This window comes from Cupriavidus sp. GW821-FHT07C08 (assembly GCF_059419025.1).
This window is the reverse complement of the sequence record NZ_JBWKQZ010000041.1, coordinates 1-11,471: the sequence shown is the minus strand read 5'-3', so window position 1 is coordinate 11,471 and position 11,471 is coordinate 1. Positions and strand designations below refer to the sequence as shown.

General features: G+C 70.2%; 11 protein-coding genes and 1 pseudogene. 8 read left to right on the top strand and 4 right to left on the bottom strand.

Annotation, left to right across the window (positions count from 1 at the left end):
* Positions 1–65 precede the first annotated feature (65 nt).
* Positions 66–602 (bottom strand): TlpA disulfide reductase family protein, encoded by a 537-nt coding sequence (locus tag AC07UK_RS34935; protein WP_436220715.1) that lies wholly within the window; start codon positions 600–602, stop codon positions 66–68.
* Positions 603–712: 110 nt separating this feature from the next.
* Positions 713–1,222, bottom strand: a complete 510-nt coding sequence (locus AC07UK_RS34930) for a SoxW family protein (protein WP_316152608.1) — start codon at positions 1,220–1,222, stop codon at positions 713–715.
* 148 nt (positions 1,223–1,370) lie between these two features.
* Here AC07UK_RS34930 and AC07UK_RS34925 point away from each other — a divergent pair, with 148 nt between their 5' ends.
* From AC07UK_RS34925 to AC07UK_RS34915, 3 genes are all read left to right on the top strand, one after another.
* Positions 1,371–1,973: a hypothetical protein gene (locus AC07UK_RS34925; protein ID WP_436220716.1), complete on the top strand. Its 603-nt coding sequence runs from the start codon at positions 1,371–1,373 to the stop codon at positions 1,971–1,973.
* Between the two features lie 78 nt (positions 1,974–2,051).
* Positions 2,052–2,699 carry a LysE family transporter gene (locus tag AC07UK_RS34920; protein ID WP_494687729.1) on the top strand — a complete coding sequence of 216 codons (648 nt, stop codon included), beginning with the start codon at positions 2,052–2,054 and terminating at the stop codon, positions 2,697–2,699.
* A gap of 78 nt (positions 2,700–2,777) precedes the next feature.
* The gene (locus tag AC07UK_RS34915; protein WP_436220718.1) at positions 2,778–2,966 is read left to right on the top strand and encodes a hypothetical protein; all 189 of its coding nucleotides are present in this window, start codon (positions 2,778–2,780) and stop codon (positions 2,964–2,966) included.
* Here the strand turns inward: AC07UK_RS34915 and AC07UK_RS34910 are convergent.
* Positions 2,948–3,670, bottom strand: coding sequence for a GntR family transcriptional regulator (locus AC07UK_RS34910; protein ID WP_436220719.1), 723 nt, complete (start codon positions 3,668–3,670; stop codon positions 2,948–2,950). The two genes, AC07UK_RS34915 and AC07UK_RS34910, sit on opposite strands and share 19 nt — an antisense overlap.
* A gap of 404 nt (positions 3,671–4,074) precedes the next feature.
* On the opposite strand from AC07UK_RS34910, the pseudogene AC07UK_RS34905 reads away from it, so the two are divergent.
* The 5 genes and pseudogenes from AC07UK_RS34905 to pgi form a co-directional block, all read left to right on the top strand.
* Positions 4,075–4,275 (top strand): annotated as a pseudogene (locus AC07UK_RS34905) (PTS sugar transporter subunit IIA); the annotation flags it as partial.
* 258 nt (positions 4,276–4,533) lie between these two features.
* On the top strand, positions 4,534–5,637 hold the full coding sequence (nagA, locus tag AC07UK_RS34900) for an N-acetylglucosamine-6-phosphate deacetylase (RefSeq protein ID WP_494687730.1): 1,104 nt from the start codon (positions 4,534–4,536) through the stop codon (positions 5,635–5,637).
* Positions 5,630–6,661 carry an SIS domain-containing protein gene (locus AC07UK_RS34895; protein ID WP_436223030.1) on the top strand — a complete coding sequence of 344 codons (1,032 nt, stop codon included), beginning with the start codon at positions 5,630–5,632 and terminating at the stop codon, positions 6,659–6,661. Before nagA ends, AC07UK_RS34895 begins: the two co-directional genes overlap by 8 nt.
* A 59-nt stretch (positions 6,662–6,720) precedes the next feature.
* Positions 6,721–8,208 carry a glucose-6-phosphate dehydrogenase gene (zwf, locus tag AC07UK_RS34890; RefSeq protein WP_494687731.1) on the top strand — a complete coding sequence of 496 codons (1,488 nt, stop codon included), beginning with the start codon at positions 6,721–6,723 and terminating at the stop codon, positions 8,206–8,208.
* Complete coding sequence (pgi, locus tag AC07UK_RS34885) at positions 8,208–9,836, top strand: glucose-6-phosphate isomerase (protein ID WP_494687732.1); 1,629 nt, start codon at positions 8,208–8,210, stop codon at positions 9,834–9,836. The genes zwf and pgi overlap by 1 nt, the downstream gene beginning before the upstream one ends.
* A 4-nt stretch (positions 9,837–9,840) precedes the next feature.
* Here pgi and AC07UK_RS34880 read toward each other — a convergent pair whose 3' ends face one another.
* Complete coding sequence (locus AC07UK_RS34880; protein WP_494687733.1) at positions 9,841–11,385, bottom strand: YifB family Mg chelatase-like AAA ATPase; 1,545 nt, start codon at positions 11,383–11,385, stop codon at positions 9,841–9,843.
* Positions 11,386–11,471: the final 86 nt, after the last annotated feature.

Sequence of the window (11,471 nt, the reverse complement as noted above, 5' to 3'; positions counted from 1 at the left end):
TCGTGCGTAAAAACAAAAAAAGGTGCTCGATGAGCACCTTTTCGCTGCGGTTGCCGCCGGGAGCGTTACGCGGACTTTGCCAGCGCGCCATCCAGCAGCTTGTGCAGGGCGTCCCACTCGGGCTCGCCCACATAGCGCTTCAGGATGCGGCCGTCCTTGTCGACCACGAAGGTGGTCGGCGTCAGCTGCACATTGCCGAAGGCCTTGGCCGCGGCGCCGTCGGAATCCATCGCCACCTTGAATGGCAGGCCGCGCGTCTTGGCGTAGTTCATCACATACATGGGCGGGTCGTAGTTCATCGCCACGGCGACGAATTCCAGCCCCTTGCCCTTGAACTGCTCATAGGTGCGGACCATGTCCGGCATTTCCTTGACGCAGGTGGCGCAGCTGGTGGCCCAGAAGTTGATCATGTAGACCTTGCCCTTGAGGTCGGCGGTGCTGACCTTCTCGCCCGACAGCAGCGTGAAGGTGGCCGCCGGGGCCGCGTTGGCCGGCGACAGCGCGCGGTAGCCGAACCAGCCCAGCAGCGCGAGCACGACCACGGCCACGACGATGGGCCAGGGCTTGCGGGAGGATTTGGTGGCAGGGGCAGCAGTGGTCATGGAATCCGGGTCGGGCAGGTTCGGTCAGCAATGGGACATTCTAATGCCGTGGGCGTTCGCGCGCTGCGCGGGGCCGGGCTGCGGCAATCTGCCGCAAGCGCCCCATCCATTCAGCGCCGGGTGGCGATGGCGGCGCGTGCCTGGTCCAGCGCCTGTTCCAGGTAGGCGCCGTAGAAATCCGGTTGCATGCCGCGCAGCGGGCCGGCGGCAGCGCGGCCCTGGCGGTCCAGGAACAGCACTGTGGGCGCCACCCGCACCTGGTGCGCCCGCGCCCACGCGCGCGCGGTGGTCAGGCTGCCGTCGGCATCGCGCAGCGGGGTGTCGGCGGTCATGTCGAGCTCGCGCACGGCAATCTCGCCGGCGGCGGCCTGCGGGCCCAGGTAGTTGCGGCGCACGGCGTCGCAATAGCTGCAGCCCGGCATCGACACCAGCACCACCAGCGGCTCGCCGCGGCGCGCGGCCTCGGTGCCGTGGGCGCCCAGGTCGGTGGCCGGCGGCAGGTGGGCGGGGCTGGCCGCGGCTGCGGGCATGCCGGCCGCGGCTGCCAGCAACGCGCTCGCGGCCACCCAGCGCAGGCTGGTGATGGCAAAGGCGTGGCGGGCGATGCGGGCGGCAGGCATGGCTGGAACGTGGGGGCAGGGGGTAGCGGGAGCGGCGCGGCAAGCACTGGCGCGCCGCTTTCGGGATAATACCGGTTTCCGCCCGCAGGCGATGGCGCCCGCCAGCGCCGCCCGCAGCCTGCGCGCGCCGTCCCCCCATGGATCCCCGATGCGTCTTGTGCAGCCCCCGCCGAGCTTTCCTGCCGCTGTCCGCCGGCCGCTGCTGTGCTGTGCCGCCGCGCTGGCATTGGCCCTGTGCGCCTGTTCGCCGCGCTATGACTGGCGCACCATCCAGTCCGGCGAGGGCGCTTATGCCGCGCTCTATCCGGGCAAGCCCACCAGCGCCGCGCGCGACGTGACCATTGCCGGGCGCAAGCTGCCGATGACGATGGAAGCCGCGCGCGTCGACGACACGCTCTTCGCCGTGGGCGTGGTGACGCTGCCCGCCGATGACGAAGCGCTGCGGCGCGAGGCGCTGGCGGCGATGCAGGCCGGCCTGCTGGCCAACCTTGGCACGCCGTCGGGCGAGCCGCGCGCGCGGCCCGTCACCGTGATGAGTGCCGACCGTCCGGGCCGCCCGCTTGCCGGCGTGGAAGTGCAGGCCAGCGGGGTGTCGCCGCAGGACCAGTCGCCGCGCCGGCTGACGGCGCGCCTGGTGGCCGTGGGTACGCGCGCGTACCAGGCGGTGGTGCTGGAATCGGGCGATGCCGCGCGCGACGCGCGCCAGGCCGAGCAGGTGGAGCAGTTCCTGGGCGGCTTCCACCCGTTCTGACGCGCCGCAGGAAAGATTATTTGTGCCGTGGCTGCGGGAGCGTGGCCCCGGCATGGTTGTTGTCAAAGGAGAGTTGGGATGCGTTGGGAAGTGTGGTTGGCTTATTTCGCCGCGTGCTGGGTGATCGCCGTGTCGCCGGGGTCGGGCGCGGTGCTGTCGATGAGCCATGGGCTCTCATACGGGCTGCGCAGGACCACCACCACCATCTTCGGCCTGCAGGCCGGGCTGGTGATCGTGCTGCTGGTGGCGGGCGGCGGCCTGGGCGCGCTGCTGCTGGCCTCGGAGCAGGCCTTCATGGTGGTCAAGACGATTGGCGCGCTGTACCTGATCTACCTCGGCGTGCAGCAATGGCGCGCGAAGATGGAGAGTGGGGCGGACCAGGGTGGCAGCGCCGCCCCCGTGCGCGTGGCGGTGATGAGCCGGCGCCGGCGCTTTGCCACCGGCCTGCTGACCAATGTGACCAATCCCAAGGGCATCATCTTCATGGTCGCGGTGCTGCCGCAGTTCATCGATCCCAACCGGCCGCTGGCGCTGCAGCTGGCGATCCTGGCCGCCACCATGTGCTGCGTGGACCTGTTGGTGATGCATGGCTATGCGCTGCTGGCTTCGCGCATGCAGGGGCTGTTCCGCAATGCGCGCGCGGTGCGCTGGCAGAACCGCTTCTTTGGCAGCGTGCTGATGGCGGTGGGCGCGGCGCTGTTCTTCGTGCGCCGGCAACACGCCTGAGCAGGGTCTGCATCATTACTGGCGCGCACCGGCCGGGTTTGCTTCAATGAGGAGGAAACCCGGCCACGGAGACCCCGCATGCCCGCCTTGCCGAACCCCCACGCCGGTGCGCGCCTGCAGCCGCGCCATACCGTGCCCCCGGTCGAAGAGCCCGGGCCGCCGGGCATCCCCCCGGACTTGCCGTTGCCGCCAGAGGAAGACCCGACCCCGCCCCCGGTCGAGCCGCCGGTGGCCGGGCATGCCGGGCGCTACTGCTTCAGTTCGTAGAAGTCGTTCAGGCAGTACGCGTCGGTCAGTTCGACCGGCTGGTCGCCATGGGTGTAGCCGGTGCGCCGGATGTGCAGCAGCGGCTCGCCCGGCTCGATGCCCAGGCGTGCGGCCAGCTCCTCAGTTGCCACGATCGCGCGCAGCTTCTCGGTGACGCGCAGCACTGGCTTGCCGATCCGCTCCAAGTAGGCGTACAGCGATTCGCCGATGGCGCTGGCGTCGGGCAGCACGGCCAGCGCCAGCGTGGTGACATCCATCCAGAAAATCTGCCCGTCGGCCTTGCGCAGGCGGGTCAGCCTGACGATCTCATCGCCTTCCGGCAGTGCCAGTGCCGTGGCCTCTTGCGTCGTGGCGCGGCGGCGTTCGAACGCCACCAGCTCGCTGGCCGGCGTCATGCCGCGCCGGCGCGCCAGCTCGCTGAAGTTGTCCAGCCGCGCCGCCTTCGGCTCAGGGCGCGGCGCGATAAAGGTGCCCGCGCCGCGGCTGCGCGTGATCGCGCCGTCCTCCGCCAGCACCTGCAGCGCGCGGCGGGCCGTGACGCGTGAAATCCCCAGTGAATCCACCAGCGTGCGCTCGGACGGCAGCGCATCGCCCACCCGCCATTGGCCGGCCTGGATGGCCGCAGCCAGCCTGCGCGCCACTTGCAGGTAGATCGGCGTCGCCTCCGCTTCGTCCGGCTTGAGCGCCTGCAGCCGTTGATCCATTGCGAATCCTCGTAGGTACCAGAATGTGGGGGAGATGATACCACTTTAGGACATTTCGAGTCGATGTGGCCGGACTTGCGCTGCCTGGGTGATGGAAACGCCACAGCCTTGCACCTCGTCAATTGGTATTGGAATGGTTTCGCTGACTATGCTGCCGGAAAGCGCTGCCGGGATTCAGGGAAATCCTAGGCGTCCTAGGCGTATTCAAGGATTTTTCGATGAATCCGGCCAATGTGAGAGCCGTGCAAGGGCTGCTTTGCGTTATCTCAATAAAGATGCCACTTAGATACAATTACGTCGTAGTGATTTTCACTGGTATTTTTATTGTCAGTGGCCGTCTATCTTTCCCCTGACCCTGGCGCCGCCGCATTCCCGCACCGGCTGCCGCGATTTCTGGAAGCAAGATGGCTGAGACGAGCGAAACCCTGTTGCTGCGGGCTCCGGTAAGCGGAGTGCTGCTTCCCCTCGCGGCGGTGCCGGACCCGGTCTTTGCCGACGGCATGTTCGGCGACGGCCTGGCCATCGACCCCCTGAGCGACACGCTGGTGGCGCCTTGCGACGGCACCATCGTCCACCTGGCCGCCACTGGCCACGCCCTGACGCTGCTGTCCGGCGTCTACTACGCCACCCTGAACCAAAGCGGCGGGCATGGCACGCTTGTCACACTGGGCGCAAAGTATGACTTCTCGAAGCGCACCTCGCTGTATGGCACGGTGGCGTCGGTGTTCAACTCGCGCAATGCCACCTTCTCGGTGGAGGCGTCGCCGGACACCATGCCGGGCGCCGGGGCGAACGCCTATGCCGGCATCATCCACCTGTTCTGACGGTGGCTGGCCGGTGATTCATTATTGGAGAGCATTGCCATGAAAGGAATCATCCTGACGCCGGCCGGCTGGATCTTCGGAGAGATCCATGCCGGCCCGGACGGACGCATCGCGCGCATCGAGGGCGTGCCCGCCACGCCTGAGCACAACGATGCCCCGTACGTGCTGCCGGGGTTTGTCGACCTGCTCAACCACGGCGGCGGCGGCAAGGACTTCATGGATGGCGAGGCCGCGGTGCCGGTGATCCTGCGCGCGCATGTGCGCTTTGGCACCACCAGCCTGCTGGGCAGCACCATGACCTCGCCGCACGACGTGCTGCTGCGCGCACTGCAGGCGCTGGGCCGGGCCTGTGCGCAGCGCCCGCCCGGCGCGGCGCGCATGCTGGGCGTGCACCTGGAAGGGCCGTATATCAATCCCGGCAAGCTGGGCGCGCAGCCGGATACCTCGGCCACTGCCACGCCCGAAGAACTGGAGCAGTACCTGGGCGCCGCGCCGCTGAAGGTAGTGACGCTGGCGCCCGAACTGCCGGGGCACCTGGGCATCATCCGCCTGCTGGCCGCGCGCGGGGTGCGCGTGCAGCTGGGCCACACGCTGGGCACCTATGAGGACGCGGTAGCCGCGCTGGATGCCGGCGCCAGTGGCTTCACCCACCTGTTCAACGCGATGACCCCGCTGCAGCACCGCGCGCCCGGCGTGGTGGCGGCAGCGCTGGCGCATGCCGAGTTTGCCGAGCTGATCCCCGACCTGCTGCACGTTCATCCGGGCGCGATCCGCGCCGCGCTGCGCGCGATTCCGCGGCTGTATGCGGTGACTGACGCCACCGCCGCCGCGGGCATGCCGGACGGCGTGTACCACCTGGGCAGCCAGACCGTCTACAAGGTCCACGGCAGCGTGCGCCTGGCCGACGGCACGCTGGCTGGCAGCGTGCTGACCATGGACCAGGCGCTGCGCAACTTTGTGTCGATCGGGCTGGACCTGGCCGATGCGTCGCGGCGCGTGTCGCTCTATCCGGCCCAGTACCTGGGCATGTCCGACCGCGGCATGCTGGCACAGGGCTGCTGGGCTGACGTGGTCGTGCTGGACCGCGCGCTCTCGGTGCGCACTGTTTATGTCGAAGGAGAATGCTGTGTCGAGAATGCTTGAAGAGGCGCTGAGCGCGCCGGCCGTGGTGGCCGCGCAGTTGGCGCAGGCGCCGCGCGTGGCCGCGCTGGCTGCGCAACTCGCCGCGCAGGCCTGGCCCGCGGCGCTGACCGTGGCGCGCGGCAGCTCGGACCATGCCGCCAGCTACTTTGCCACGCTGGTCACGCGCCGGCTGGGCGTGCCGGTGGCCTCGCTGCCGATGTCGACGGTGACGCTGCACGACAGCGCGCTGCGCGTGGCCGGGCTGCTGGCAGTGGCGTTCTCGCAGTCGGGCCGCAGCCCGGACCTGGTCGAGACCATGCAGGCGTTGCGCGACGGCGGCGCCGCCACCGTGGCGCTGGTCAACGCGCCCGATTCGCCGCTGGCGCAGGCGTGCGCGCATGAATTGCCCTTGCTCGCCGGCCCCGAGCAGAGCGTGGCTGCGACCAAGAGCTATATCGCCATGCTGTCGATGTCGGCGCTGCTGGTGGGGCATCTCGAGGCCGCGCGCAGCGGCGAGCGCGAGCTGGTCGATGCCTGCGCAGGCTTGCCGGCCGCGCTGGCGCAAGCGGCCGCGCAGGACTGGTCGGCGCTGGTGCCCGCGCTGCGCGACGTCGAGCGCATGATCGTGCTGGGCCGCGGCGCGGGCCTGGCGATCGCCCAGGAAGCGGCGCTCAAGCTCAAGGAGACCTCCGGCATCCAGGCCGAGGCCTTCTCCGGCGCCGAAGTGCGGCACGGCCCGATGGAAATCATCGGCGACGGCTACCCGCTGCTGGTGTTCGCGCCGCGCGGACCGGAACAGGCCGGGCTGCTGGCGCTGGCCGCCGAGATGCGCAAGCGTGGTGCGCGCGTGCTGCTGGCGGCGCCTCCTGGCACGGTTGATGCGGAGCTGCCCCTGGAGTTGCCACTGGTGCCGGCCGGCCATCCGCTGCTCGATCCGATCTGCGCCATCCAGAGCTTCTATGTCGCGGCGCAGGCGCTGGCGCTGGCGCGCGGCCGCAATCCCGACCAGCCGCAGTACCTGCGCAAGGTGACCGAGACGCGCTGAGCCGGCCCATACTGCCCCCAATACCGCCCCACGCCGCCCCGGCAAGCAAGGAGTCCGTCATGCAAACCACCCGAACCGCCTCTTCCTCCGGCACTGCCGACGCGCGGCCGCTGGACCTCGTCATCTTCGGCGGCGCCGGCGACCTGTCGGCGCGCAAGCTGCTGCCATCGCTCTACATGTGCCACCGCGACGGCAACCTGCCCGACGGCACCCGCATCATCGGCGTGGGCCGGCACCGCTGGGACCGCGAGGCCTTTGTCAATTTTGCCGATGAAAGCGCGCAACCCTTTGTCGATGCGCGCTACCTCGAGCCGGCCAAATGGCAGACCTTCCTGCAGCGGCTGGATTTCGTGCACGTTGACGCCTCGCAGTCCGGGGACTATCCGGCGCTGGCCGCGCAGCTGCGCCAGGACGCGCTGCGCATCTACTACATGGCGATGCCGCCCGGCTTGTTCGCGGCCACCTGCGACAACCTTGCCAGCCATGGCCTGATCGCCAACGACACCCGGCTGGTGCTGGAAAAACCGCTGGGCGTGGACCTGGCCTCGGCCATCGGCATCGGCGAGGTGGTCAGCCGCTACTTCAGCGAGGACCGCACCTACCGGATCGACCACTACCTGGGAAAGGAAACGGTGCAGAACCTGATGGCGCTGCGCTTCGGCAATTCGATCTTCGAGCCGCTGTGGCGCACGCCGTTCGTGCGCAGCGTGCAGATCACCGTGGCCGAGACCGTGGGCGTTGGCACGCGCGGCGGCTTCTACGACGAGGCCGGCGCCATGCGCGACATGGTGCAGAACCACCTGCTGCAGCTGGTCAGCATCCTGGCGATGGAGCCGCCGGCATCGCTCACCTCCGATGCGGTGCGCGATGAAAAGCTCAAGGTGCTGCGCTCGCTGCGGCCGATGTCGCCCGAGGACGTGCGCCGCAATACCGTGCGCGGCCAGTACACCGCGGGCGCCATCGCCGGCGAGCTGGTGCGCGGCTACCTGCAGGAAGAAGGCATTCCGCCCGACAGCCGCACCGAGACCTTCGTCGCGATGCGCGCCGAGCTGGGCACGTGGCGCTGGAACAAGGTGCCGTTCTACCTGCGCACCGGCAAGCGCATGCAGGAGCGCGTGACCGAGGTGGTGATCAACTTCGCCGAGGTGCCGCATTCGATCTTCGATGCCGGCAGCACGCTCCAGCCCAACCGCATGGTGATCCGGCTGCAGCCGGAAGAGTCGGTGCGGCTGACGCTGATGGTCAAGCAGCCGGGCGAGGGCATGAAGCTGAAACCGCTGAGCCTGGCGCTGAACCTGGACTCGGCCTTCACCTCCCGGCGCGCCGAAGCCTACGAGCGCCTGCTGCTCGACGTGATCCGCGGACGGCTGGCGCTGTTCGTGCGGCGCGATGAACTGCAGGCCGCCTGGACCTGGGTCGACCCGATCCTGGAAGCGTGGCGCCAGCAGGACGCGAACCCGCGCCCCTATACCGCCGGCACCTGGGGCCCGGCGGCATCGTCGGCGTTCATGGCGCGCGAAGGCGTGCAGTGGTCGGAGGAGGCGTGATGCGGCTGACCGAACGCCCTGCATGGCGGGCTCTCGCCGCGCTGGCGGCGCAGCCGCTGCCGCATCTGCGTGAACTGGTGCACGAGCCGGGCCGCGGCGACTACGCGCGCTTGTCGGCTGCCGGCATCGAACTGGACTTCACGCGGCAGCGCATCAGCCGCGCTGTCCATGAAGCGCTGCTGGCCCTGGCGCAAGACGCGGGCATCGAAGCGCAGCGCGACGCCATGCTCGCCGGCGAGCCCGTCAACGCCACCGAGGGCCGCGCCGTGCTGCATGTCGCGCTGCGTGGCGGCGCCGACGCGGATCCACCCTGGGGCAGCCAGCTGGCGGCGGAAATCGAAGCGGAACTGACGCGCGCCTGCGGCTTTGCCGATGCCGTGCGCCAGGGCAGCGTGCGCGGCTTCGGCGGCGCGCCGGTCCGGCATGTGGTCACCCTCGGCATCGGCGGTTCCGATTTGGGACCGCGCATGGCCTGTGAGGCGCTGGCCGCGCACGCCAGCGCCGTGCAGCTGCATTTCGTCTCCAACCCGGACCCGGCGCAGCTATACGCCGTGCTGCGCCATGCCGATCCCGCTGCCACGCTGTTCCTGGTCTCGTCCAAGACCTTCACCACGCACGACACGCTGATCAACGCCGCCTCGGCGCGGCAATGGTTGCTGGACCACGGCTGCCCGGAGGAGCAAGTGCCGGCACAGTTCGCCGCGATCACCGCCAACGCCGCGCGTGCGGTGGCCGAGGGCTACCTGCCGCAGCAGGTGTTCCGCTTCTGGGACTGGGTCGGCGGGCGCTATTCGCTGTGGTCGGCCATCGGCCTGCCGGTGATGATCGCCGCCGGCCCGCGCCAGTTCCGCGCGCTGCTGGATGGCGCGCACGCCATGGACACGCATTTCCGCAGCGCCCCGCTGGCGCAAAACCTGCCGGTGGCGATGGCACTATGCGGCATCTGGAACCGCAATTTTCTGGGCGCGCCGACGCAACTGGTCGCGCCCTACGCGGCGCCGCTGGCCAGGCTGCCCGCCTACCTGCAGCAGCAGGACATGGAGTCGTGCGGCAAGCGCGTGGACGCGGCGGGCAGGGTAGTGGGCCACGATACCGGCCCCATCGTCTGGGGCGGCCTGGGCCTGGACGGGCAGCACGCCTACTTCCAGCTGCTGCACCAGGGCACGCACCTGGTGCCTGCCGACCTGATCGGCATGCGCCGCTGCGAGGTGCCGCTGCCGCAGGCGCAGAAGCATCACCAGCTGGTGCTGGCCAATCTGCTGGCGCAGGCCAGCGCGCTGTCCTGCGGACGCAGCCACGATGAAACGCTGGCCGCCCTGTCGGCATCCGGCCTGCCGCCGCAGGAAGCCGAGCGGCTCGCGCCGCATCGCACCTTCCCCGGCAACGTGCCGGTCAGCCTGCTCTGGCTGGACACGCTCGACGCCGCATCGCTGGGCGCGCTGATCGCGCTGTACGAGCACAAGGTCTTCGTGCAGGCTGCGATCTGGGGCATCCACGCTTATGACCAATGGGGCGTGGAACTGGGCAAGGCGATCGCGTCGGACATGCAGGGGTGCCTGGCGCGGCGCGAGGTGCCAAAGGAGATGGATCCGGTGGGGGCTGCGACGCTGGCTTCGCTGGTAGGTTAGGCATTCAACCGCCCGCCATCCGCAACGCCCGCCGATACTGGATCGCCTCGCCCACGTGCGCGGCGGTCAGCACCTCGACACCTTCCAGGTCCGCGATGGTGCGGGCCACCTTCAGCACGCGGTAGTACGACCGCGCCGACCACGCCAGCCGCGTCATCGCGCCGCGCAGCAGCGCCTGCGCCTGCGGTTCCATCGTGCAGTTCTGTTCGATCTCGCGTCCGCCCAGTTCATTGTTGGGCTTGCCCTGCCGGGCCAGCTGGCGCTCGCGCGCGGCCAGCACGCGGGTGCGCACCATGGCGCTGGGTTCGCCGGGCGGGCCGTCGAGCATCTCGCCCTGGTCCTGCGCGGGGACTTCCACCTGCAGGTCGATGCGGTCGAGCATCGGGCCGGAGATGCGGGACTGGTAGCGCCGCACCTGGTCGGGCGTGCAGCGGCAGGGGCGGTCGGGATGGCCGAGGTAGCCGCACGGGCAGGGGTTCATCGCGGCGACGAACTGGAAGCAGGCGGGGAAGTCGGCGTGGCCGGCGGCGCGGGCGATGGTGATACGGCCGGATTCCAGCGGCTCGCGCAGGACTTCCAACACCCTGCGGTCGAACTCGGGCAGCTCGTCCAGGAACAGCACGCCGTGGTGTGCCAGCGAGATCTCGCCCGGGCGCGGGTTGCCGCCGCCGCCGCCCATGGCCGGCCCGGATGCCGTGTGGTGCGGCGACCGGCACGGGCGCTGGCCCCATAGCGCGGTGCGGAAGCCGCCCGGCGTCAGGCTCATGACCGCGGCGGACTCTAGTGCTTCCTGCAGCGTCATCGGCGGCAGCAGCCCGGGCAGGCGCTGCGCCAGCATCGACTTGCCGGTGCCCGGCGGGCCCACCAGCAGGGCGGAGTGCTGGCCGGCGGCCGCCACTTCCATGGCCCGGCGTGCCTGCGCCTGGCCGCGCACGTCGCGCATGTCGGGGCCGCGGTCCGTGGTGGCGGGCAGCAACGCCGGCATGGCGCGGGGCAGCCGCGCCTCCGGCAGTGGGCAGAGGTGGTCGCAGGCCTGGCGCAGCGTGGCGGCGGCATGCACCGCCAGGTCCTCGATCAGCGCGGCTTCGGCGCCATTGCCTGCGGCCACCAGGAAGGCGCGCGGCGCCTCGCCGGAGGCGGCGCGGGCGGCGTTGTCGCGCGCCAGGCCCATGGCCATGGCCAGCGCGCCGCGCACGGGGCGCAGTTCGCCGGACAGGGACAGCTCGGCGGCGAACTCATGCGCATCCAGTGCCTCGGACGGGATCTGGCCGCTGGCGGCCAGGATGCCGAGCGCGATGGCCAGGTCGAAGCGGCCGGATTCCTTGGGCAGGTCGGCCGGGGCCAGGTTGACGGTGATGCGGCGGTTGGGAAACTCGTAGCCGCTGTTGAGGATGGCGGCGCGTACGCGCTCGCGGCTTTCGCGCACGCCGGTGTCGGCCAGGCCGACGATGGTGAAGGCCGGCAGGCCGTTGGCAAGGTGGGTCTCGACCCGCACCGGCGGCGCGGCGATGCCGGTCAGCGCCCGGCTGCGTAGGACGGCAAGGCTCATGTCATCGAACTACTAGGAAGCGCTAGACAGCATGAGCCATGGGAACCACTTGACACCCGAGATCGGCGAGGCGTTTGAGCAGTCGG